Source organism: Nocardia amamiensis NBRC 102102 (assembly GCF_001612745.1).
Taxonomy (GTDB): Bacteria; Actinomycetota; Actinomycetes; order Mycobacteriales; family Mycobacteriaceae; genus Nocardia; species Nocardia amamiensis.
On the sequence record NZ_BDBA01000056.1, the window covers coordinates 25,157 to 46,778 of the forward strand.

Annotated in this window: 23 protein-coding genes and 3 pseudogenes; 8 read left to right on the forward strand and 18 right to left on the reverse strand. The window is 66.2% G+C overall.

Annotated features, from left to right (window positions below; translation table 11 throughout):
• Positions 1–91 precede the first annotated feature (91 nt).
• Positions 92–1,534: pseudogene (locus NA4_RS13185) on the forward strand (MFS transporter); the annotation flags it as partial.
• A 7-nt stretch (positions 1,535–1,541) separates the two neighbouring features.
• On the opposite strand, the gene NA4_RS13190 reads toward NA4_RS13185, so the two are convergent.
• From NA4_RS13190 to NA4_RS13215, 7 genes and pseudogenes are all read right to left on the reverse strand, one after another.
• Positions 1,542–1,991, reverse strand: a complete 450-nt coding sequence (locus NA4_RS13190; RefSeq protein ID WP_067469358.1) for a nitroreductase family deazaflavin-dependent oxidoreductase — start codon at positions 1,989–1,991, stop codon at positions 1,542–1,544.
• A gap of 29 nt (positions 1,992–2,020) precedes the next feature.
• Positions 2,021–2,782, reverse strand: a complete 762-nt coding sequence (locus NA4_RS13195) for an LppU/SCO3897 family protein (RefSeq protein WP_067469361.1) — start codon at positions 2,780–2,782, stop codon at positions 2,021–2,023.
• A 154-nt stretch (positions 2,783–2,936) separates the two neighbouring features.
• A complete protein-coding gene (locus tag NA4_RS13200; RefSeq protein WP_245671323.1) occupies positions 2,937–3,848 on the reverse strand; it encodes a DUF5925 domain-containing protein in 912 nt (303 codons plus the stop codon).
• A gap of 47 nt (positions 3,849–3,895) precedes the next feature.
• Positions 3,896–4,090 (reverse strand): annotated as a pseudogene (locus NA4_RS42565) (DUF5925 domain-containing protein); the annotation flags it as partial.
• A gap of 94 nt (positions 4,091–4,184) precedes the next feature.
• Positions 4,185–5,603 carry an NAD(P)(+) transhydrogenase (Re/Si-specific) subunit beta gene (locus NA4_RS13205; protein ID WP_067469363.1) on the reverse strand — a complete coding sequence of 473 codons (1,419 nt, stop codon included), beginning with the start codon at positions 5,601–5,603 and terminating at the stop codon, positions 4,185–4,187.
• Positions 5,604–5,606: 3 nt separating this feature from the next.
• Complete coding sequence (locus NA4_RS13210; RefSeq protein WP_067469365.1) at positions 5,607–5,933, reverse strand: NAD(P) transhydrogenase subunit alpha part 2; 327 nt, start codon at positions 5,931–5,933, stop codon at positions 5,607–5,609.
• Positions 5,933–7,162: a Re/Si-specific NAD(P)(+) transhydrogenase subunit alpha gene (locus NA4_RS13215; protein WP_067469367.1), complete on the reverse strand. Its 1,230-nt coding sequence runs from the start codon at positions 7,160–7,162 to the stop codon at positions 5,933–5,935. The genes NA4_RS13210 and NA4_RS13215 overlap by 1 nt, the downstream gene beginning before the upstream one ends.
• A 407-nt stretch (positions 7,163–7,569) precedes the next feature.
• Between NA4_RS13215 and NA4_RS13220 the strand changes: the two genes are divergently transcribed.
• Genes NA4_RS13220 through NA4_RS13230 form a run of 3 tightly spaced genes read left to right on the forward strand, consistent with a single transcriptional unit; the run spans position 7,570 to position 9,523 of the window.
• Positions 7,570–8,031, forward strand: a complete 462-nt coding sequence (locus tag NA4_RS13220) for an HIT family protein (RefSeq protein WP_174552937.1) — start codon at positions 7,570–7,572, stop codon at positions 8,029–8,031.
• Positions 8,028–8,864: a maleylpyruvate isomerase family mycothiol-dependent enzyme gene (locus NA4_RS13225; RefSeq protein WP_067469374.1), complete on the forward strand. Its 837-nt coding sequence runs from the start codon at positions 8,028–8,030 to the stop codon at positions 8,862–8,864. The genes NA4_RS13220 and NA4_RS13225 overlap by 4 nt, the downstream gene beginning before the upstream one ends.
• A 5-nt stretch (positions 8,865–8,869) precedes the next feature.
• A complete protein-coding gene (locus tag NA4_RS13230) occupies positions 8,870–9,523 on the forward strand; it encodes a Type 1 glutamine amidotransferase-like domain-containing protein (RefSeq protein WP_067469377.1) in 654 nt (217 codons plus the stop codon).
• A 505-nt stretch (positions 9,524–10,028) separates the two neighbouring features.
• Here the strand turns inward: NA4_RS13230 and NA4_RS13235 are convergent.
• Both NA4_RS13235 and NA4_RS39070 read right to left on the reverse strand, forming a co-directional pair.
• Complete coding sequence (locus NA4_RS13235; RefSeq protein ID WP_067469379.1) at positions 10,029–10,541, reverse strand: GtrA family protein; 513 nt, start codon at positions 10,539–10,541, stop codon at positions 10,029–10,031.
• A 164-nt stretch (positions 10,542–10,705) separates the two neighbouring features.
• Positions 10,706–10,864: pseudogene (locus tag NA4_RS39070) on the reverse strand (FAD-linked oxidase C-terminal domain-containing protein); the annotation flags it as partial.
• A gap of 99 nt (positions 10,865–10,963) precedes the next feature.
• Between NA4_RS39070 and NA4_RS13245 the strand changes: the two are divergent.
• Both NA4_RS13245 and NA4_RS13250 read left to right on the forward strand, forming a co-directional pair.
• Positions 10,964–12,322, forward strand: a complete 1,359-nt coding sequence (locus NA4_RS13245) for an FAD-binding oxidoreductase (RefSeq protein ID WP_084497051.1) — start codon at positions 10,964–10,966, stop codon at positions 12,320–12,322.
• A gap of 46 nt (positions 12,323–12,368) precedes the next feature.
• Entirely contained in the window at positions 12,369–12,653 is a 285-nt protein-coding gene (locus tag NA4_RS13250; protein WP_067469387.1) for a GNAT family N-acetyltransferase, read from the forward strand.
• 139 nt (positions 12,654–12,792) lie between these two features.
• Here the strand turns inward: NA4_RS13250 and NA4_RS13255 are convergent, their stop codons facing one another.
• The 5 genes from NA4_RS13255 to NA4_RS13275 are packed head-to-tail and all read right to left on the reverse strand — an operon-like array spanning position 12,793 to position 15,695.
• The gene (locus NA4_RS13255) at positions 12,793–13,092 is read right to left on the reverse strand and encodes a hypothetical protein (protein ID WP_067469390.1); all 300 of its coding nucleotides are present in this window, start codon (positions 13,090–13,092) and stop codon (positions 12,793–12,795) included.
• Positions 13,089–13,280, reverse strand: coding sequence for a hypothetical protein (locus tag NA4_RS13260; RefSeq protein ID WP_067469393.1), 192 nt, complete (start codon positions 13,278–13,280; stop codon positions 13,089–13,091). The genes NA4_RS13255 and NA4_RS13260 overlap by 4 nt, the downstream gene beginning before the upstream one ends.
• 5 nt (positions 13,281–13,285) lie before the next feature.
• Positions 13,286–13,921 (reverse strand): AAA family ATPase, encoded by a 636-nt coding sequence (locus NA4_RS13265; protein ID WP_169811027.1) that lies wholly within the window; start codon positions 13,919–13,921, stop codon positions 13,286–13,288.
• Positions 13,918–14,538, reverse strand: coding sequence for a 3'-5' exonuclease (locus tag NA4_RS13270; protein WP_067469399.1), 621 nt, complete (start codon positions 14,536–14,538; stop codon positions 13,918–13,920). Before NA4_RS13270 ends, NA4_RS13265 begins: the two co-directional genes overlap by 4 nt.
• Complete coding sequence (locus tag NA4_RS13275; protein WP_245671325.1) at positions 14,535–15,695, reverse strand: radical SAM protein; 1,161 nt, start codon at positions 15,693–15,695, stop codon at positions 14,535–14,537. The genes NA4_RS13270 and NA4_RS13275 overlap by 4 nt, the downstream gene beginning before the upstream one ends.
• Before the next feature lie 140 nt (positions 15,696–15,835).
• On the opposite strand from NA4_RS13275, the gene NA4_RS39075 reads away from it, so the two are divergent.
• Positions 15,836–17,314 carry a helix-turn-helix domain-containing protein gene (locus NA4_RS39075; RefSeq protein ID WP_169811028.1) on the forward strand — a complete coding sequence of 493 codons (1,479 nt, stop codon included), beginning with the start codon at positions 15,836–15,838 and terminating at the stop codon, positions 17,312–17,314.
• Here NA4_RS39075 and NA4_RS13285 read toward each other — a convergent pair.
• Entirely contained in the window at positions 17,308–17,997 is a 690-nt protein-coding gene (locus NA4_RS13285) for an HAD family hydrolase (RefSeq protein WP_245671327.1), read from the reverse strand. The genes NA4_RS39075 and NA4_RS13285 overlap by 7 nt on opposite strands.
• A gap of 285 nt (positions 17,998–18,282) precedes the next feature.
• On the opposite strand from NA4_RS13285, the gene NA4_RS13290 reads away from it, so the two are divergent.
• Positions 18,283–18,756, forward strand: coding sequence for a tyrosine-type recombinase/integrase (locus NA4_RS13290; protein WP_245671334.1), 474 nt, complete (start codon positions 18,283–18,285; stop codon positions 18,754–18,756).
• Positions 18,757–18,802: 46 nt separating this feature from the next.
• Here the strand turns inward: NA4_RS13290 and NA4_RS13295 are convergent, their stop codons facing one another.
• The 3 genes from NA4_RS13295 to NA4_RS13305 form a co-directional block, all read right to left on the reverse strand.
• Positions 18,803–19,960 (reverse strand): acyl-CoA dehydrogenase, encoded by a 1,158-nt coding sequence (locus NA4_RS13295; protein ID WP_067469466.1) that lies wholly within the window; start codon positions 19,958–19,960, stop codon positions 18,803–18,805.
• Between the two features lie 153 nt (positions 19,961–20,113).
• Positions 20,114–20,800 carry a TetR family transcriptional regulator gene (locus tag NA4_RS13300; RefSeq protein WP_067469469.1) on the reverse strand — a complete coding sequence of 229 codons (687 nt, stop codon included), beginning with the start codon at positions 20,798–20,800 and terminating at the stop codon, positions 20,114–20,116.
• A gap of 76 nt (positions 20,801–20,876) precedes the next feature.
• Complete coding sequence (locus NA4_RS13305) at positions 20,877–21,611, reverse strand: phosphotransferase (protein WP_067469405.1); 735 nt, start codon at positions 21,609–21,611, stop codon at positions 20,877–20,879.
• Between the last annotated feature and the right edge of the window lie 11 nt (positions 21,612–21,622).

Here is a 21,622-nt window from a genome sequence, read left to right on the forward strand (position 1 = left end):
GAATGTCCCGGCGCGATGAAGCGTTGACTCTGGCAACGAGCATGCCCGCGGACGTGACGCGCAACGGCGAGCGCCACGCACGGACGCACCACCAGGTCAACGGCGCCCTGGACCGGTCCGCGGGCGTGCTGGCGAGAGCGGATCGTTCGTCGGTACCGTCGAAGTGGTGTCGAGCCCGACGGTCGAGCGTCCGATCCGCATCGCGCGTGCCGCGGTGTTCACGGTATTCGCGTTGAACGGGTTCCTGCTCGCCATGTGGGTGGTGCACATCCCGGTGGTCACCGACCGCACGGGCGTCGCGAAGTCGACGCTGGGGATGTTCATCCTGCTGATGGCCGGTGCGGGCATCGTTGGCATGCGGCTGGCGGGTCCGCTCGCCGACCGGTTCGGCAGCCGAACGCTGGTCGGTACGGCCGCGTGCATCGCCTCGGTGGCGGTGCTCGGGCCCGGCCTGGCCACCGGACCCGTCACCCTCGCCCTCGCGCTGGCCTGCTTCGGTTTCGGCAACGGCGCGCTGGACGTCTCCATGAATACCCAAGCGGTGCATGTGGAACGGGCCTACCGGCGGCCGATCATGGCCGCGTTTCACGCCTTGTTCTCCGGCGGCGGGCTGCTCGGTTCGCTGGTCGGAGCCGCGACATTGCGCGCGGGCTGGGACCTGCGGCTGACGCTGGCGCTGGCCGCGGCAGGCTGCGTCGCGCTGACTCTCGCTTTGGTGCCGCGGCTGCTGCGCGACACCACGCTCGACGCGGAGACGACCATTCGCGACCTCCCGACCGAGCGTGACGCTCCCCTGCCCGATGTGGAGCTCGGCAAGCACGACTCGACCGCATTCGAGCGAGAGACGGCCGTGCTCGATGTCGGCCCCGAGCACAACCCTGCACCGGCCTGGCCCGCCGCCGCAGCGGCCGTACCGCCGCTGAGCGAGCCCGACCGGAACACGGCTGAACACACCGTGCGTACCGAAACCCGCGATCGCAGCCGAAAGGTACTGGCCCTGGCCGCGATCGCCTTCGCGCTGCTGCTGGCCGAAGGTGTGGCCGCCGACTGGAGCACGTTGCAGATGCGCGAGCATCTCGGCGCCGACGAAGCGACCGCGGCACTCGCGTTCGGCGCCTTCTCCACCACCATGACGGTCGGCCGTTTCGGCACCGACCGGGTCAGCCACGCGTTCGGCCGGGTGGCGGTGGTTCGCTACGGCGCGCTGATCGCGGCCATCGGATCGGCAGTGATCATCGTGTCGCCGTGGGTTCCGCTGACGCTGCTGGGCTGGGCGATGGCCGGACTCGGACTCTCCGGCGGCGTCCCGCAAATCTTCACCGCGGCAGGCAATCTGGGCTCGGACACCGCCGCCACCGATATGTCCCGGGTATTCAGCGTCGGTTATCTCGGGCTGCTCGCCGGTCCCACGGTGATCGGCTGGCTCACCGCGGTGGTATCGCTGACCACGGCCATGGTGGTACCGCTGGTGGCCATGCTGCTGTGCTGCCGATACGCGAGCGTGGTGGCCACGCCGCGGAAACCTTCGCACTGAGCGGTTTTCAAGACCGGAAGGACAACTCGACCAGTGGCACCTGATCGATGGCCGAGCCCGTGGCTTCCTCGATGATCCGGCCGAGGTTCCGGTACGCCTTCGGATGATCGCGCCGGTAGCCGTCGAGAACCTTTGCGGCCTCGTCCGGAGGGAGCACCCGGGCGGAAGCCGGAACGCGATGGCGCGCACCGATACTCACATGACAGCGAGGGTCGGCGACGACATTGCGGAACCATTGCGCCTGTCTGCCGAATCCGGACGCGATCACCACGCGGTCCCGGCTCGGCCGAGCAACCGTCTCCAGCACCACATAACGCGGGCGGCCGGACGTGCGGCCGGTGTGTTCGAGCAGTAGGAGCCGCCCCCCGAACAGGAATCCGAGCCGCGCGCGAAACGCGAGGATCGGCGCGCGCACGAACCACCTGGTCCGCAGGAGCCGCGCGCCGACGCTGGTCATGCTTCCACGTTAACAATCACCCTTGCGGCCTACTTGGGTGGCACCAAGCACAACGTGATGGGTTCGGGCTTGGGGTAGACGATCGTCTCGTTCTCGGTCGCCTTCGACCCGCACGCGGATACGTCCGCGGTACCGCGGACAATCCGGCCGATCTTGAAGTCCGCCGACGCGCCACAGGCGACCTTGGTGCTGGCGCCGAGGAAGCCGCCGTCGATGCAGTCGCCTTCCTTGACGTTCAGTCGCAGGCAGAGCGTGTATTCGTCGCCGCCGGTCTGGTAGTAGCTGGCGTAGTCCTTGGTCGGACAGTCCGCGTTCGAGCTGTCGATCCGTTGCGCCACTATGTAATTGGCTTCCGAATCGGAGCAGTCCTTGATCGCGAACTCGGCCTTGACGGTGGTGCCGGACAACTTCGCGCACTGGCCGATCTCGATCTTCTCGCCGTCGGAGCGCAGGACGGTCCGGCCGCCGACGATCAGGAGACCAATCACCACCACCGCGCCGAGCACGGCGAGAATCTTCCCGATTCCGCCACCGCCGCCGCGATTCTGCTGTGGCGGCGGCCCCGGCGGAGGGAAGCCGCCGGCGGGGTAGCCCGGTTGCTGCGGCGGCGGGAAGCCGCCCTGCGGCGCGTAACCCGGTTGGGGTTGATATCCCGGCTGGGGATATCCCTGCTGACCGGGGTAACCCGGCGCCTGGCCCGGAAGGCCTTGCGGCGCCCCGGCCTGCTGCTGCGGAAAGCCGGGCTGGCCGCCGGGCTGACCTGGATACGGATAGTTCGGTGGTGTGGTCATGGATCCCCTCCCCGGGTCTCGCGTGTTTCCGTCCGCACTGGGCGGCGGGCGAACCCAAGGAATCTAGCCCATCGGCACGGGCTCCGCCGCATGAGATACCGCACGGTTTATTTCTGCCACCGCGCCCGAATGCGAGTAAGCGGGCTCGACACGGTTACAGATACAGCCCCGGGTTCACCGCATCTCGTGCGACGGCATCGATCCGAACGTCACCGTCACGCAGCACAACCAGTTCGGCGAGCGTCGCGCCGTCCGTGCCCGCGGAGGCGTCGCTCCCCTCGCTGACCAGCCAGGCCGCCGCCTCCGCCGCGGACAGCCGCCCGATCTCGATCCGCGCCAGGCACCGCCCCGGCCGGGTCACCGCCGGGTGCAGCCGGGACAGATCCTCGTTGGTGGTGATGGCGACCAGCACGTCACGGCCTTGGCCGAGCATGCCGTCGGTGAGGTTGAGCAGCCGGGAAAGCCCCTGGCCCGCAGCCTCTTTCGCTTCACTGCGGATCAGCTCGTCGCAGTCTTCCAAGACGAGCATGCGCCAGCGGCGCGCACCGCCGTCACCGTCGACGCCCGCGGCCACGTCCATCAGATATCCGGGCTTGCCGAACATCACCTCGGGATCCAGCACGCAATCGAACTGACACCAGGGACCCCAGGCCCGAGCCAGTGCGCGCAGCGCGGTGGTCTTCCCGGTGCCGGGAGGTCCGTGCAGCAGCACCAGCCTGCCGCGCACGTCGTCCGCGGTGAGCGTCATGAGGTGGTCCATCGCGGCGGCGACCTCCGCCGCGTAATTGCCGCGGATCGCGGACCACTCGGGCGCGGAGATCGAACGAGCGCGCCGTTGCGGCCCGTGGCTGTGCAGATGCCAGAACCCCATTTCGACGGTCTCCCCCACCTCCGGTGGAGCGGCCGCGTCGCGGATCGCCTCGGCGAGCAATTCGTCCGCGAGCGATTCGGTGACGGCGGTGACCTCGACCAGCGCCGATCCACCCGACCAGCGCACCGATCGCAACGACCACCCGGCGCCGACCACCAGGGTCGCGCTGCTGTCGTCGTCGCGCGCCGTGCGCACCACACGACCGCGCGCGCGGGGCGCAGCGGCGCGTCGGGACGCACTCGCTCCAGATGCGCGGTGCGCGCGCACGGCTGGTCGCCGCGCAGGAACGGACCGAGCGCGAGGGCATCGATCGCGTCGCGGACCGAATAGGTGGAATCGACCGTGATGGTCCACGGCAGCCGCTCGGCGGGATCGACCGCGGGCTGCCCGGGACCGATCAACCGAAGCGGCTCATGACGTGCGGACACTCCGAGCATGATCCGGGCTGACCGTCCGCGGTGTCCATCGAATTACGCCGGACGCCCCTCCACCGAGGCTCGGTGGAGGGGCGTCCTGGGCAAAACCTCTGGCCTACAAGACCTTCAGTTCTTCGGTGACTTCGCTGACGGACTTCTTGGCGTCGCCGAACAGCATGGAGGTGTGGTCGGCGTAGAACAGCGGGTTGTCGATACCGGCGAAACCACTGTTCATGGAGCGCTTGAGCACGATCACCGACCTGGCCTGGTCGACGTTGAGCACGGGCATGCCGTAGATCGGGCTGGCGGCGTCCTCGCGGGCGGCCGGGTTGGTGACGTCGTTGGCGCCGATCACCAACGCGACGTCGGTGCGGGTGAATTCGCCGTTGATCTCGTCCATCTCCTTGAGCGCGTCATAGGAGACCTCGGCCTCGGCCAGCAGCACGTTCATGTGCCCTGGCATGCGACCGGCGACCGGGTGGATGGCGTATTTGACCTCCACACCCTTCTTCTCCAGCAACTCGGCCATCTCCTTGACCGCGTGCTGGGCCTGCGCGACGGCCATGCCGTAGCCCGGCACAACGATCACCTGGTTGGCATAAGCCATCTGGATCGCGGCGTCCGCGGCGGAGGTGGCCTTGGCCTGCTTCTGCTCCCCACCCCCGGCGCCCGGCGCTGTGCCGCCGCCACCGAATCCGCCCGCGACGATGGCCGGGATGGACCGGTTCATCGCCTTGGCCATCAGGTTGGTCAGGATGGTGCCGGACGCGCCGACGATCATGCCCGCCACGATCATCGCGGTGTTGTTCAACGCCAAACCCGCGGCCGCGGCCGACAAACCGGTCAACGCGTTGAGCAGCGAGATGACCACCGGCATGTCCGCGCCGCCGATCGGTAGCACCACCATCAGGCCGAGCACACCGGCGGCCAGCAGCAGCAGCACCATCCACCACCACGCCGCGCCACCGTCGGCGGCGCGCACGCCGATCACCACCGCGGCGACGACGGCGACGACGAGCAGCAGCAGGTTCAGCGGCTGCTGCAGTTTGCCGACGCCGATCGGTTTGCCGGGCAGGATCTCCTGCAGCTTGCCGAACGCGATCAGCGAACCCCAGAACGACACCGAACCGATGATCGCGGCGAACAACGAACCGACGATGATGTGCACGGTCGGTTCCTCACCGTGCTTGAACGCCGAAAAGCCGGTGGTGTCCAGGAATTCCGCCCACGCGATCAGCGCGACCGTGCCGCCGCCGACGCCGTTGAACGCGGCCACCAGCTGCGGCATCGCGGTCATCTTGGTGTAGCGCGCGGGCGGCACGCCCAGCACGACACCCAGCACCAGCCCGGCGATGATCAGGATCCAGTTGCTCGTGTCGCGCACCGCGATCAGGGTCGCGACCACGGCGATGCCCATGCCGATCGCGGCGATCCAGTTGCCGCGCACCGCGGTCTTCGGCCCGGTCAGGCCCATCAGGCCGTAGATGAACAGGGAAAACGCGACGATGTAGAGGATATTGACGAGATTGTCCATGGCTTACTTACCCGCCTTCTCCGACGCATCGGCCGCAACCGGCTTCTTGCCCTTGAACATCCCCAGCATGCGGTCGGTGACCACGAAACCACCGACCACGTTCAAGGTTCCGAACACCAGCGCCACGAACAGGATGACCTGGATACCGATCGAAGGGTCGTCCATCTTGCCCAGTGTGACCAGCGCACCGAGCACGACGATGCCGTGAATGGCGTTGGTGCCCGACATCAGCGGGGTGTGCAAGGTGTTGGGCACCTTGGAGATCACGGCGAAGCCGACGAACCCGGACAGCACCAGGATCGCGATATTCGCCAACAGTTCGGTGTACATCAGCTCTCCACCTTCGCCTCGGTCGCGTCCTTCGCCTCCGCCGACTCCGCTGCTGCCTCAGCCGCGTCCGAATCCGCCGCCTCCGACTCCGCCGGCTCAGCGGGCTCCACCGCCTCGGTCGCAACACGGGTGACGCAGGAATCGGCGAGCACCTGGTCGCTGAAGTCCGGCGCGAGCTTGCCGTCGACGAGCATCAGTTCCAGCAGCGCCGCGATGTTCTTGGAGTACAGCTCCGAGGCGTGTTCGGGCATGGTCGCGGGCAGGTTCAACGGCGAGGCGATGGTCACCTCGTGCTTGACCACGGTTTCACCCGGCTCGGTCAGCGCACAGTTGCCGCCGGTCTCCCCGGCCAGGTCCACGATCACGCTGCCTGGCTTCATGCCCTGCACCGCGGCCGCGGTCACCAACCGCGGCGCCGGACGTCCCGGCACCAGCGCGGTCGTGATCACTACATCGAAGCCCTTGATCGCGTCCTCGAGCGCCTGCTGCTGGGTGGCCTTCTCCTCCTCGGTCAGCTCACGCGCGTACCCGCCCTCACCGGCGGCATCGATGCCGAGGTCCAACCACTGCGCACCGACCGAACGCACCTGATCGGCCACCTCGGGACGCACGTCGTACCCGGTGGTCCGCCCACCGAGACGCTTGGCGGTGGCCAGCGCCTGCAACCCCGCCACGCCGACGCCGAGCACCAGCACCGTCGCCGGTTTCACCGTGCCCGCCGCGGTGGTGAGCATCGGGAAGAACCGGGTCGACTCCGAGGCGGCCAGCAGCACCGCCTTGTACCCGGCCACGTTCGCCTGCGACGACAACGCGTCCATCACCTGCGCACGCGAGATCCGCGGAATCGCCTCCACCGCGAATGCCTGAACACCCGCCGCTTGCAACGCGCCGATCTGATTCTCCGCATTCCGCGGCGCCAGGAACCCGATCAACGTCTGCCCTGACGACAGCTTGCCCACTTCGTCGTCACTGGGCGGGGCCACCTTCACGACCACATCCGCCGACCACGGGTCCCCGATCGAGGCACCCGCCTCCTCGTAGGCGCTATCGGGAATCAGCGCACCGAGCCCGGCACCGGACTCGACGACAACCTCCACCCCTTGCTTGACCAGGCTCGGAATGATCTTCGGCACCAATGCGACACGGCGCTCACCCGCGGCGGATTCGCGGACGACTCCGACACGCGCGCCGCGTGGCGATGGATCGCCTACGCTCTGCGTTGTCTCCACTTTCAGACTTCCTTCTCGTACTGAGCTTCAGGCAACGGGTAGACGAGCGGACTTAATGACCGTTCAGTAAGTTCGTCCAAATCCTCGCAACTGTACCCGGCTCGCGGTGAGCGTAGCTGAGATGCCCGTCACACACGCCGGGCGGATTGCGCCGCGACACCGGGATCGACCCGTCGTCGCGGAGCGGGCCGCCGACTGCCGAACCGCGGTCTACTCGTTTTCCCTTTCGCTGTGTGATCGTGGTCTCCGCAGGTGAACGCGGCAAGACCATACGGAAAAGTCCCTTACTTACCTCGAGGTTCGACAACTGGTCAGGGCCTCGGCGTGTCCCCGAGCAGTGACGTGCGTCATGTTCGATCAGAACGCAGGGGTGTTCCACTCGACTCGTACGCCGTATGGTCCAGCGTGTGAACGACTGCGTCTTCTGCCGCATCGTGGCAGGCGAGGCTCCGGCGGCCAAGGTGTACGAGGACGACACGCTCTGCGCGTTTCTCGACATCCGGCCGGTTGCCCGTGGCCACACGCTGGTGATCCCCAAGCGGCACGCGGCCGAGTTGGAGGACCTCGACGCCGAGCTCGGCGCGCGGATCTTCCGGGCCGGACATCGGCTGGCGCTGGCCATCCGCCGCAGCAGCCTCGCCGCGGACGGCGCGAACCTGGTCCTCAACGACGGAATCGCCGCGTTTCAGACGGTCCCGCACGTCCACCTGCACGTGATCCCCCGCCGGCACGGCGACACGCTCCGCTTCGCCAAAGGTTTTCTGCTGCGGCGTCCGCACGACCCGGTCACTACTGCCGCCGCCATCCGAGATGGCATCGCGGCACTGGACAACGAGGGCGCAGGCCCGGAAAAGGAAGCCGACGGATGACCGAGACGCTGGACCGCACCACGCAGATCAGCCTGCTGTCGCAGCAGTGGGACGCGATCGAAGCGCTGGTCGCCCCGCTGGACGAGGACGGCTGGCGCACCCCGTCGGCGCTGCCCGGCTGGAGCGTGTTCGACATCGTCGCCCACGTCATCGGCACCGAGTCCTGGCTGCTCGGCGACCGTCCGCCCGCGCACGACCCGACCAGAGTCAAGACCGACGTGCGGACGCTTCCCTATGTGCGCAACGAGACCGCAGTGCTCAACGAGATCTGGGTGGACCGGCTGCGCCCGCTGCCGGGCGCCCGGCTGCTCGAGTTCTACCGCGACGTCATCGACCGAAGGCGATCGGCACTCGCGGCGATGGGCGACGCCGAGTGGGCGAAGGAAACCGTGTCACCGATCGGTCAGATCAGCTACGGCCGGTTCATGCGGGTGCGGTTGTTCGACTGCTGGACGCATGAACTCGACATCGCCGACGCGCTGGGCGTGCGGGTCGAGGAGGGCGGCCCGCGCGGCGAGCTGGCGTTCGCCGAGTTCGTGCTCGGCATTCCGCGCGTGGTGGCCAAAAAGGGTGAGGCGCCGGACGGCGCGCGGATCGCTTTCGCGCTGACCGGTCCGTTGGCCAGAGCGCTGCGGATCCAAGTGGCGGGCCGCGCGAAGTATGTGGACGAGTTCGACCAACCCGCCACTGTCGAAATCGGCATGGATTCCCGGCTTTTCGTGCGGTTGGGCTGCGGACGGACGAAGGCAGAGGAACACCTCGGCGAGATCACCATCGAGGGCGACGCCGAACTCGGGCACCGGCTCGTTCGCCACCTGGCTTTCACCATCTGACCCCCGTGCGCCTCTTCTTGTCCAGCTACCGTTTCGGGGCGCACTACGATCGGCTGGTCGCGCTCGCCGGACCGCCGGGCCGGGTCGCGGTCATCGGAAACGCTTGCGACGCATGGCCCGTCATGCGAGCTTCCGCGGTCACCAGCGAGTTGGTGCCGTTGCGCAACCTCGGATGGACTCCGGAGGAGATCGATCTGCGCGACTTCGTAGGCCGTGCCGCGGAACTCGAACGCCGTCTTGCCGAGTTCCCCCTCGTATGGGTGCGCGGCGGAAACACTTTCGTGTTGCGCGCCCAATTCGCCCGCAGTGGAGCAGATCTCGCGCTCACGCGGCTACTCGCCGACGACGCGCTGACCTACGCGGGTTACAGCGCGGGCGCCTGTGTGCTCACACCGGACCTGCACGGCATCGACTCGGTCGACGATCCCGCCGAGGTGGAGCCTGCCTGCGGTATCGAACCACAATGGGACGGACTGGGTTTGGTCGATCGCGCGATCGTCCCGCACATCGATTCCGCCACCGATCCGGAGGGCGAGAGCAACCGACTCGCCGCGCACTACCGCGCCGAAGGCGTCGACCACTGGGCGCTCACCGACGACGATGTGATCGTCGTGGATGGAGCACACATCGAGGAGTTGATCGGCCCCAGGGCAACATGAGCTTTCCCAACCGCTGCTCGAGGCCGAGAACTGGGCAGTCCTGGTCGCGTACCGCACGATCGATATCGAAACCACAGCATCCACGGGGTTCGCCCAGAATCGCCTCTGTCGGCCACCCGACTTGGATCGCAGCTATGCAACACCTGCACGGCGGCTTTACACTGGAACGGTCACGTGAGTGATGCTGGCGATGGGACCGCCCTGCAAGACGGCCCCACCAGATGGGATTACTTAGCCCGCAACCAGCGGACCAGCATGAGCGCCCCGGCGATCACGGCAGCAACTACCAGGATGATGCCGTAGTCGACCGGGGTCTCGTGCTTCTTCCGGCGATGTTTCGCCATCCCCCACCACCTCCTTCCTGGGCGCGGTGTGTGGACCATGTCCACCGCCCCTCGGCTGGAGGTTCATTCACCTTACGTGATCACGCGGTCAAGAATCGTTGAACCCCAATCGATTCCGCACGTACTGACGGTCCGGTGCGCTACCAGCGGTACACCGGACCTCACGTCGCGTCAGGCGCCAGTTGCGGTTCCGGTTCAATCGCACGACGCCGGAACACCACCCACCGCATCGCGCTGTACATATAGACGGCCTCGCAACCGCCCGCCAGCAGCCGGGACAGGTGATACTCCACGCCAAGCGCGGTCAGCCCACTGCCGACGCCGAGGATGAACACCAGGTAGTTGATGACGACCACCACGACGTAAACAGCTGCCTGCCTGCCGACCGGCGCGTGCGAATGAAAGTTGAAGGTGCGGTTGAGCACGAAGCTGAGGCCGAACGCGCACACGTACGCCACGGTCACCGACAGCCAGACCGGCAGCCCCAACCCGCCATGCAGGAGGGTGAGCAGCACTAGGTCGACGCCGAAGGTGAAGCTGTTGATCAGCGCGAAGCCCAGGAAGGTCGGGGGGACGAGACGGTCCAGACCGAATGGCAATCGGTGGACGACCGCCTCGCACCAGCGGGTGAACCGATCGGCGATGGTGTCGGCGGTCTCGGACAGCTCGTGCACGCGATCAGCCTGCCAGCGGCAGGTGTCCGTCAGATGAGCAGCGGGAGACCGGCCGGTAGCTCAGCTGACCCGCGTCTGGAGTCCACCCACCGTACGGTCGAGCCAAGCCATCGTCGGCACTGCGAGCCGTGAGTACGCCTTCCGGACTTCGCCGAGTCAGGCGTCATCATGCCGGGGCCGAGCTGATCGGGCAGCCAGGCCTTCTTCAGCCGGCCGACGCCGTGTTCGCCGGTGATGGTGCCGCCGAGGGCGATGGCCAGGTCCATGATCTCGCCGAAGGCGCGGTGTGCTCGTGCGGTGTGGTCCGGGTCGGACGGATCGTGCGGGCGGATCTGCCGTTCAAAGCGTCCGGGACGATACCGCCGCCGCTGACCGGCCGCCCGATCAGCGAATATCCGGCACGGGGAGCTAGCGTGAAGGTTGTGGACCTGCAAGACCTGATCGCCTCCCTCCCCGACGGCGCGGTGCTCACCGACGCCGGTCTGCTCGCGAGCTACCGGCAGGACTGGGCGCGTGATCCGGACGCGGGCAGCGCCCTGGCCGTGGTACGCGCCACCAGCACCGATGACGTGGCCGCAACGCTGCGGTGGGCCAGCGCCCACCGCGTGCCGGTGATCCCGCGCGGCGCCGGGTCCGGACTGTCCGGCGGCGCGACCGCCGTCGACGGCGGGATCGTGCTGAGCACCGAGCGGATGCGCGCGATTACGGTCGATCCGGTGACGCGGACGGCCGTGGTGCAGCCCGGTCTGCTCAACGCGGAGGTGAAGCGGGCGGTCGCCGAGCACGGACTGTGGTATCCGCCCGATCCGTCGTCGTTCGAGATCTGCTCGATCGGCGGCAACGCGGCGACCAACGCGGGCGGCCTGTGCTGTGTGAAGTACGGCGTCACCACCGACTATGTGCTGGGCATGGAGGTTGTGCTCGCCGACGGCACTGTCGTGCGGCTCGGCGGTCCGCGACTGAAGGACTCAGCGGGGTTGTCGCTGACCAAGCTGTTCGTCGGCAGCGAGGGCACGCTGGGGGTGATCACCGAGCTCACCCTGCGCCTGCTGCCCGCGCAGCCGCCGCAGAGCACGGTCGTCGCGAGCTTCGGCACACTCACCGCCGCCACCGAGGCGATCTTGACCATCACCGGCGAACTGCGGCCGTCGATGCTCGAGTTCATGGACTCGGTGTCGATCAACGCCGTGGAGGACGAGCTGCGGATGGGCCTGGATCGCACAGCTGCCGCGCTGCTGGTCGCGCGGTCGGACGCACCCGGCGAATTCGCTCGGCGCGAGGCGGAGATCATGGCGACCGCCTGCGAGAAGGCAGGCGCGACAGAGGTTTTCCACACCGACGACCCCGCAGAGGGTGAAGCTTTCGCCGCCGCACGGCGTTTCGCGATTCCCGCCGTGGAAAAGCTCGGCCCCCTGCTGCTGGAGGATGTCGGCGTCCCACTGCCCCGGCTCGGTGACCTGGTCACCGGCATCGCCGCGATCGCCGAACGCAACGCGGTGACGGTGTCGGTGATCGCGCATGCGGGCGACGGCAACACCCACCCCCTGATCGTGCACGACCCGTCCGACCCGGACCACACCGCACGAGCCCACCGCGCCTTCGGCGAGATCATGGACCTGGCCATCGCCCTCGGCGGCACCATCACCGGCGAACACGGCGTCGGCCGGCTGAAGAAGGCCTGGCTGCCCGACCAGCTCGGCCCCGACGTGATGGCCCTGACCCGGCGCATCAAGGACGCCCTCGACCCGAACGGCATCCTCAACCCCGGCGCGATCCTGTAACCGCGCCAACGGAACATTCCCCGCCGCCAAGGAGTTCTACTCCATCATGACGACCAGGCTCGAACACAACGTCGCCGACACCCGCTTCGAGATCTACCTCGACGACACCCTCGCCGGCTACGCCGACTACGCCGAAAACGCGGACAAGAAGGTCCGCGACTTCCACCACACCCTGACCTTCCCCGAATTCCGCGGCCACGGCATCGCCGCCCAAGTCGTCGCCTACGCCCTCGACGACTCCCGCAAGTCAGGCTTCTCCGTCATCCCCACCTGCTGGTACGTCGAAAAGTACATCGCCGAACACCGCGAATACGCCGACTTGGTCCCCTAACTGGTTCCGGCCCGCTACGGACCACCGCTTATTGGTTGTCCATAGCGCGCTTCCGGCACGCTGACCAGCATGTTGAGCTGTGGAGAGTTGAAGCCAAAGGTTTCGGCTCGTCGCCGTGCGGCTTTTCCGGTTTCGGCCGTCAGCCGTCGTCGAGATCGTTTTCGCCGAGTGGCGAATCGACCCAGTCGGTAACGATCAGCGCCTCGATGATCGACTCGCCCTCTTCACCTCGAGCGGCCAGCATTTGGATGAAGCTGAACGGGTCGCCGATCCGCCCGTCACGATAGACCGGGCACCAGCGGCCGTCTTGATCGCACAACCACGAGGTGGGTGCGTCGGCCAACTCGTCCGGTGGATTTGGGTCGAGCGTGTCGGGCATGTTCCGCAGTGCCTCTGCCAGCCGAGCCAGATCTTCCGGGCTCAGCGCATAGTCGTTCATCGCGACCGCCCGCTATCGCGAACCAGCTTGCCGGACGACTCCAGCATCCAGAACGCGACCGTCTTCGCCGGACACTGCCCGACGCGGCACTCGAGATGCACCTGCATCGCGTTGTGCGCGGCGTGCACGCTGGAGGAGAGCCAATCGGTGTTGCGGCAATCGACTCGGTTGACCAGCTCGTATGTCATCGTGCTTACTCCTCGACCGATGCGGTGAGTTCGGGCCGGGGTATCGGGCCGCCGAGGCGCTGGGCGGCGAAGTCGCAGGCCAGGGCGAGTGCTGTGTCGTGCCCTTCGGCGGTGAGCGGTAGCCAGGGCAGTGCCAGGTCACGTAAGACGGTTTCGATGTGGCGGTCAGCGAGTGTTCGGAACTGCTGGTTTCCATCCCGGACCTTGTTGGTTCCCAGTGGTATTTCCGGGTCGAGCTGGGTGCGGAAGATGAGGTCGTAGCAGTCGCTGTGCGAGCCCGCGACCATTTCCAGATGAGCCCACTGGGTGGGGTTTTCGCGTTCGCCTCGGTATTCGAGGGCCGCACGGTAATAGCCGAGTGCATCAGGGACCGCTCGGTCGATGAGGACGACATCGGCGTGTAGCCAGGCTTCGATTTCGTTGCTGATTCCACGCGTGATGATCCACAAGGTGGACGCCCAGGTGTGGTTCCACAGAATCGGCAGTCCCATCCGCTGCGCCAGCTCACCGAGGTCTGCGACGGTTGCGACCGCGAGGCCCGACCGTCGGAGGTCGTGGGCCAGTCGGGCGAGGAAGGTGGACTTGCCGGTGGAATGGGTACCGACCACGGCGATCGTCACCGGTCGTTCGATCACGCTCACCACAGACCGCCTTCGGGTTCGGTTGCCGGAACGAATTCCGGCAGCCCAGCCATTGCGACTACATCCGGCCAGTCCAGGTCGCCGTCGGTGACCAACGCGCACAGCAACTGCCAGGCTGCCCAAGCGTCGTACCCGGCGCGGTGGTAGCCCTGCCCGGCCACAGCGGAGGTGTCCAGTTGCCCGCGTTCGATGAGCTTGTCCAGCGCGGATGACGGCAGGCCACGCCACACCGACTTCGCCAGTCGCAGAGTGTCGAGCATCAGGAACGGATTCCAGTCGGGAAGATGCGCCGCGAGCACCCGACGTTCCACAGTCGCGTTGTGGGCGACCACGATCCGGCCGGCCAGCATCGCGCCGATGTCCTCGGCGACTTCATCCCAGGGCGGGCAGTCGGCCAGGTCGGCGTTGGTGATCCCGTGCACCTTACGCGTCACAATCGACGTGACCGGCTGATGCGGCTTGACCAGCCAGGACCGCAACGATTCGACGGTGACCGGCCCATCGACGGGCAGCACGGCGATCTCGACGATCTCCGGCGGATTGTGTCCGTTGCCCTCCACATCGACCACGGCGAACTGGCGGTCCCGCAATGCATTCGGAAACGCTGAGGTTGTCATCGTGCTCCTCTCGTGGTGGGCCAGCCGAGATCGGCGCGGCCGTGACGTCGGTGGTGATGTGGTTTATCGACGTCATGAACCTGGTAACCGAGGCCATGCTGCATGAAGTAGCGCCGCTGCTCATCCAAGCCGGACACGACGATGGCGCGGCGATTGATCTCTACGAAGCTGCCGCCAAGCTCGTCGGCCTGTTCGGCCACCCGCTGTTCTTCGGGTCGCCGCCATGCCTGCGAACAGCGCCGCTGCTGAGCCGACGGGCAGATATCGCACAACTCCCGGATACCGTAGTGACCGTTGTAGTCGGCGACCCGATGCGCGAAGGCAACAGCACAGCTGGTCTTGCGAAACAGAGGAGATCCGGCCCGAACCGTCTCGGCAGCGCCGAGTATCCGCCGCTCCAGCAGCTCGGGAAACACCTTCCGCCGCGCGGATTCTGGATACGGCTCCGGCAGCCCGTTCACCCGGTAGTAATCGCGGATCTGATCCTTGAAGAACAACCCGGTGAACACCGTCGCGTGGGCATGACGGCTCAGCTCGAGCGCCCGCTGCAAGTGAGCCGTCGAATCGTTGAGCCCAGGCACGATGGGTCGCCAGTACAGCACCACCCGATACCGGTCGGCGTGCGCGAAAGCCGTCTTCAACGAGCTGGCCGCGATACCGGAATCCACCGGCTCGATACGCGGATCATCGATTCCCGAATACGTCACCAGCACAGTAACTTTCAAATTCCTGATCGTGTTCAGCACCGCGCAGTCCTCTGGTTCGACCCGCCAGCGGGTGATCACCAGGACGTGGTTGGTCAAGCCGCGTTCGTCCAGCAACTTCAGCATCGAGAGGGTATGCGGTCTGACCCTCGGCAACATCGGATCGGTGGCCCGGTTGAGCAACTGGATCGGCGTCACATGTGGACGGAAGTAACGGTGCTCAGTCAGCATTGCTGCGGCCTGCTCATCGCTCATCAGCGCACGCGGCACCTTCATCTCGAAGTTGTCGAACAAGTGCCGCACGCAGTACCCACAATCCAGCGGACACCCCACGATCCAGTTCACGCTGAGCCCGGATTTGCGGTACTCGACCACATCCAGCAGCTCCGGCCGCATCCGCGCTCGCTGCGCCGCGTCCAACAGCGCCAGCCCGTGCCGAGTCGTCGTTGTCATGCTTCGATCTCCCCTCGATTCCGGGGCAGGTCCCACATCTGCCCTGCTCCGAGGAAACCGCCGCGCACCGCAGATCAGGAAGGTGGCAACTCCCCCGAAAGGCGACTTGCCACCGCTTGCGGTGAGCCAGAATGGACCCCATGCGCAAGGGGGTACCGACCGAACCCGATCCGCGACCAGCGGCCGTCGCCGATCGGCTGGCGCGAGAAATCAAGCGGCGCAGGCTCGAAGCCGGGGTGAGCCAACGCGCACTGGCCACCAGGATCGGCTACTCGCGGCAGTACGTATCCATGACCGAATGGGAGAACGCCAACCTCCCCTCGCAAGAGCTCGTAGCGGCGATCGACACTGCACTCGATGCGCACGGCGCACTCGTCGCACTGCGAGCCCAGGCAAAGTCCGATCAGCAGGAGTCTCATCGACAATCCGGCTCGGCGCGGTCGGCAAGCACACCGAACGCAGATTCCGTCATGCTGCCGGTTGTGGTCAACGGGCGCATTCTGCCGGTACCGCTCGACCCGCGTATCGTCGCTTCCGCAGGTCTCGGACCTGTCGAACAAACCGGCGACACCGACGATTGGGATGCCGTGATCAACCGTCGTGCACTTCTCGGTCAGGGATTTGTGGCAGCTGCTTCAACCGTAATCGACCCCGACCTCGTTCTGAATATCGAACCAGTCAGTAGGCACCTCCGCTCCAGCGAAGTTTCGGACCGGACGGTCGCCAGTTTCACTGCTGTAACACGCCTATTGGCAAGTCAAAGACAGAGCATTGCGCCGGATGCGCTGATAAATCTGATAGCGGCCCATCGAGAATCTGTCGCAGCTCTCTTCCGAGCTACACAGAACGATCGCACAAGAAATCAACTCGGCTTGCTACTCGGGGAGACATCGATTGCTGCCAGTCGATTGTGGAGCGCGATCGGTGACCGTACGATGGCGCTGGCGACTTGCGCCTTTGCGCGGCGGCTCGCAGCAGACATCGAGAACCCTGCGCTGGGTGGGATTGCGCGCATATTCGAAAGCAATCTCCGCTCGGATGCCGCTACGCTGATCGGCGCGGATGGCGATATCGTTGATGGACTCCGAATGCTCGGTGAAGCAGCTGCCGTAGCCGACCTGTTGCCACCCGCTGCCCAGGCGCGCATAGCCGCTGAGCAGGCGCAGGCGTACGCCGTACTGGAACTGACGAAGGAATGCCAGGAAGCCCTCACTCGCGCATGTCATGCGGTGGACTCGATCACCGAAGCGGACCAGACCGGATTATTCAGCGACTGGGATGCAACGCGCATCCTTGTCTACGAAGGGACGTGCTGGCTCTTCCTCGGTCGAGCACGAAAAGCAGTGAAGGCGCTCACCGAGGTATTGGAATTACTCCCCGACGGAAATAAAAATGTCGCCTTGGCTGCGCGTGTCGACCTTGCCACTGCCTACATTATGTCTGGCGAACTCGAGGCAGGCTGCCGAATGCTCGGTGATACCTATGTCAGCTTGGCTGAGATCGGGAACCGACGAGGAATCGCGCGGGCTCAACACGCGTTGAAACGGCTGGACCGCTGGAAATGCGAGCAGCCGGTTCGTGAACTCAGGGAGCATATCGTCGGTCTCAGCACTCAGTGATGCCGGATCAACGAGCGGACCGCTGAAACAACTATGCTTGCCCCCAGCTCATCCAAGATTACGTCCGGGGAGTGCTGAACAAGTTCGTCACGATCGATACGGTGCGCAACCGCAATGACGTGGAACCCTGCGTGCCGAGCACAGGCGATGTCGTTCGGTGCATCACCGATAACGATAGTTCGTTCGGCGTCGAGTGCATCGCCATATCGAGCGGCAAAGCGCTTGGCTACCACCGCAGGAAGTTCGAACCTGTCTCTTGCGTCCGAACCGAACCCGCCGATCTCCAGGTCGAGGTGTGAATTCAACCCGGCCACCCTGAGCTTGAACTCCGCAGCGGCACGTAGATTCCCGGTCAGGACGGTCTGCACGAACCCCTGCCCGTCCAGCGCGGCGATCGCTTCGGCGGCACCTGGATACGCAGGCTGGTCCCGCGCCAACTCTTCCTCGCCCTCCGCCATGACCAGCACCAATTCCTCATGGAACCGCGCAACCCCGAGTTCTGCTTGCTCTGGCGAAACACCGGACGCGACAGCCGTGTCGACGACGATGGACTCATCGGTGTACCCGTGCACGCGTGCTGCCGGGAATACGACATCCGTCTCTTGAATCCCATATGTTCGAGCGACGGCCCTTCGTAGCCAACGCAAATCAGCAGGAATCAAGGTTCCGTCGATGTCCCACACGACGAGTCCCTGGTACGCCGCACACATGCCGACCATTCTGGCAGACCGAACCCACGAAGGGTGCTGTCGTCTCCGTCCTGGAGCAGGTGGTGAATCCGGCAGAGGTTCGGGCGTACGTTCCCAGGCACGCCCGAACGTCCTGCGTTCTAGCGGTTGAGCGGATCGACTCGGAGAACAGAAGAGAGAGCGAGCTCGGTGTCGAGCCGGCTGTTGGAGCTCTAAACCCAGTGCGTCGACGTAGTTGCCCGGCGAGGTAAGTGCTGGGGTCATGTGAACGGCGTCATGATGTTCGCGCTATCGAAGGGTGGCAAGACTCGTACCGTACCGGTGCCCGATGCCGTACTCGTATCCATCGACAACCACATTCGGAGGTTCCCGCCCGTCTCTGTGACCTTGCCGTGGAGCAAGCCGGACGGGCAGCTGGTGACGGTGCCGCTGCTGATGACCGGCGAGGCGGGTCGGCTATACACCGGTGACCTGTTTACGAAGGTCGTGTGGATGGGGAGGTTCCGTAATTCCGGGCTGGAGTACCGCGGCCGGATCGACGGTATGCACGCGCTGCGGCACCTGTTCGCGTCGATGCTGCTGGCGGCCGGTTGCTCGGTGACCGAACTCGCTGAGTACCTCGGTCACAACGATCCCGGTTTTACGTTGCGTACCTATACCCATCTCGTGCCGTCGAGCTATGAGCGGGCGCGAGTTGCGATCGACCGGATGTTCGGGCGGCCTGTACTGCTCGACGGCCTGGAGACGGCCTGAGATGCGTATCGAGGCACGCCCGAACATCCGGCGATCTACAGAAACATCACCTGAGCAGGGCGCGCGACATGACCAGGCGCTGGATCTGGTTGGTGCCCTCGTAGATCTGGGTGATCTTGGCGTCGCGCATCATGCGCTCGACCGGGAAGTCGGTGGTGTAGCCCGCGCCGCCGAAGAGCTGGACGGCGTTGGTGGTGACTTCCATGGCGACGTCGGAGGCGAAGCACTTGGCGGCGGCGGAGATGAAGCCGAGGTTCTTCTCGCCGCGCTCGGCGCGGGCGGCCGAGCTGTAGACCATGAGGCGGGCGGCCTCGATCTTCATCGCCATGTCGGCGAGCATGAACTGGGTGTTCTGGAAGTCGGCGATCGACTTGCCGAACTGCTTGCGGTCCTTGGTGTAGGCGATGGCCGCGTCCAGTGCGCCCTGGGCCAGGCCGACGGCCTGCGCGCCGATGGTCGGGCGGGTGTGGTCGAGGGTCTGCAGCGCGGTCTTGAAGCCGGTGCCCGGCTCGCCGACGATGCGGTCACCCGGCACCCGGCAGTTCTCGAAGTACAGCTCCGCGGTGGGCGAGCCCTTGATGCCGAGCTTGTGCTCCAGCGGGCCGACCACGAAGCCCTCGTCGCCGGAGTGCACCAGGAAGGCCGAGATGCCGTTGGCGCCCTTGTCCGCGTCGGTCACCGCCATCACGGTGTACCAGGAGGACTTGCCGCCGTTGGTGATCCAGCACTTGGAGCCGTTGATGATCCAGTCGTCGCCGTCCTGCTTGGCCCTGGTCCGCATGCCGGCCGCGTCGGAGCCGGCCTCGCGCTCGGACAGCGCGTAGGAGGCCATCTCGCCGTTGACGATGTCGGGCAGCACCTTCTTCTTCAGCTCCTCGGAGCCGTTCAGGATCAGGCCCATGGTGCCGAGCTTGTTGACCGCGGGGATCAGCGAGGAGGAACCGCAGACGCGGGCGACCTCTTCGATCACGATGCAGGTGGCCACCGAGTCGGCGCCCTGACCGCCGTACGCCTCGGGCACGTGCACGGCGTTGAAGCCGGAGGCGTTGAGCGCGGTCAGCGCCTCTTCGGGGAACCGGGAGTTGCCGTCGACGTCCTTGGCGTGCGGGGCGATCTCCTTCTCCGCGAGGGCACGGATAGCCTCGCGCAGTTCATCGTGGAAGTCCTCGAGCTTGAACAGGTCGAAATCGGGGTTTCCCGCCATCGGGTTCACTCCTGGTCGTCGGTGGTGATCGCTGATATCCGCCAGCACATCGGCACTCAGTGCCATTTTGCCATCGAGTATACCCATATATACGGCAACCACGTGCGGATAATCTGTGGCACTCAGTGTCAGATTGGTCGCATTCCGGACTTGTCAGAGCGTGCCGAGCTTGCGGAGCAGCAGATCAGCGACCTGCCTGGGTGGGGCGTCGCGGGGAAATACGGCGACGACCAGCTCATCGGCGTTCGCCGTGCGCCTGGCACCGCGCGGAATCGCGGCCAGCTCCACGCGCAAGTCCACGGCACCCGCGTCCGACTCGCCCCGCACCATCCGGCGCAGCAGATAGTTGTGCGTCGCAGTCACGGCCGCGGTGAACTGCACCCTGGCCAGATCCGGGACATCGGGCAGCCGCTCACGCAGGTAGTCGGTGAACAACCGCTCGTAACGGAACACCGTGACGATCTCCCGCTCACGCAGCGCGGGTACCCGGCGCACCACCTGATACCGCCGCGCCGCGATGTCCCGCCACTGCGTGAACCGCTCGAACACCTGCACCACTGCCGAGCACACCGCCTCCCACGGGTCCTCGCGCGACGCGTTCAGGAACTCGGCCGCCTGCGCCAACTGCGACTCGTGATCGGCGAAGATCACATCCTCTTTCGACCGGAACTGCCGGAAGAACGTCCGCCGCGAGATCCCCGCCGCCTCCGCGATCTCGTCCACCGTCGTCGCCTCATACCCCTTCTCGGCGAACAACCGCAGCGCCTGATCCACCACCGTGAGCCGAAAGTACGCGGTGTCGTCGTTGCCCCGCGGCCGCGCGATATCCCCAGTAGTCACGAACTCACCGTAGTCAGGGGCCGCCTGCGCGGGTTCCACATGGTGAGGGTTCGCGATGTTGACGCCCCTCCAGCAGCTACAGCGCGGCTTCGAGTTCGGCGCGGTGCTCGGTGACCCACCGATGCGCGGCGCGTATGCGCGCGGGCACACCGTCCGAGCGGAGCCGCAGCATCGCGGGTTCGCCTGCGGCGGCGCCTGTTTCGATTCCGTGCCGGCACCGATCCTGCCACCACAGGATCGTGTCGAGGAGTTCGTCGCGTTCGTCGGTTCCGTAGGCGTCGCACATCAGCCGCAGCAGTTCGGCGGCCGTCGCAACGTCGGTGATCCCGGCACCGAGATCGAGGTATTGCCAGCATGCGTGCGCGAGATCATGAATCCGGCGTCCTGGAGCGGCGAGGTCCCAATCGAGAAAAGCCACCGGCCGCATGCCGTCGCCCAGGTCTCGATAGACCGTGTTCTTCGGCGCGAGGTCGTTGTGGCAGACCACTTCGGCACCCGCCGCGAGCTCGGTCCCGGCAGTCACGTCGTGGAACGCACGAATCAGCTCCGCCACCCCAGCCATGGCAGCCGGGGACGCGATCGGCATGGATCGTTCCTGGTCGAATGCCACATATCCGTCGAGGTAGGTGAGAATCTCCCGCCCTTGGTCGTCCATGCCGAGGAAACGAGGCGCGCCGGTCCATCCGGACTGCTCGAACCGGGCGAGCAGTTCGTGCACGAACTCAGCCCGCGCATGAGGGCGGCGGCGAACAGTGTCGCCGACACGCACCACGACATTGACGAAGCCACCTTGTAACGGGATCTCCGGCATATGGCGCTCGG

What these genes read in the sequence shown, in the direction of transcription:
- NA4_RS13195 (WP_067469361.1), bottom strand. Translation starts at nt 2,782, where the DNA reads ATGACCACACCACCGAACTATCCGTATCCAGGTCAGCCCGGCGGCCAG.
- NA4_RS13250 (WP_067469387.1), top strand. Translation starts at nt 12,369, where the DNA reads ATGACGACCAGGCTCGAACACAACGTCGCCGACACCCGCTTCGAGATC.
- NA4_RS13290 (WP_245671334.1), top strand. Translation starts at nt 18,283, where the DNA reads ATGTTCGCGCTATCGAAGGGTGGCAAGACTCGTACCGTACCGGTGCCC.
- NA4_RS13260 (WP_067469393.1), bottom strand. Translation starts at nt 13,280, where the DNA reads ATGACATACGAGCTGGTCAACCGAGTCGATTGCCGCAACACCGATTGG.
- NA4_RS39075 (WP_169811028.1), top strand. Translation starts at nt 15,836, where the DNA reads ATGCGCAAGGGGGTACCGACCGAACCCGATCCGCGACCAGCGGCCGTC.
- NA4_RS13210 (WP_067469365.1), bottom strand. Translation starts at nt 5,933, where the DNA reads ATGTACACCGAACTGTTGGCGAATATCGCGATCCTGGTGCTGTCCGGG.
- NA4_RS13270 (WP_067469399.1), bottom strand. Translation starts at nt 14,538, where the DNA reads ATGACAACCTCAGCGTTTCCGAATGCATTGCGGGACCGCCAGTTCGCC.
- NA4_RS13190 (WP_067469358.1), bottom strand. Translation starts at nt 1,991, where the DNA reads ATGACCAGCGTCGGCGCGCGGCTCCTGCGGACCAGGTGGTTCGTGCGC.
- NA4_RS13305 (WP_067469405.1), bottom strand. Translation starts at nt 21,611, where the DNA reads ATGCCGGAGATCCCGTTACAAGGTGGCTTCGTCAATGTCGTGGTGCGT.
- NA4_RS13225 (WP_067469374.1), top strand. Translation starts at nt 8,028, where the DNA reads ATGACCGAGACGCTGGACCGCACCACGCAGATCAGCCTGCTGTCGCAG.
- NA4_RS13205 (WP_067469363.1), bottom strand. Translation starts at nt 5,603, where the DNA reads ATGGACAATCTCGTCAATATCCTCTACATCGTCGCGTTTTCCCTGTTC.
- NA4_RS13255 (WP_067469390.1), bottom strand. Translation starts at nt 13,092, where the DNA reads ATGAACGACTATGCGCTGAGCCCGGAAGATCTGGCTCGGCTGGCAGAG.
- NA4_RS13295 (WP_067469466.1), bottom strand. Translation starts at nt 19,960, where the DNA reads ATGGCGGGAAACCCCGATTTCGACCTGTTCAAGCTCGAGGACTTCCAC.
- NA4_RS13275 (WP_245671325.1), bottom strand. Translation starts at nt 15,695, where the DNA reads ATGACAACGACGACTCGGCACGGGCTGGCGCTGTTGGACGCGGCGCAG.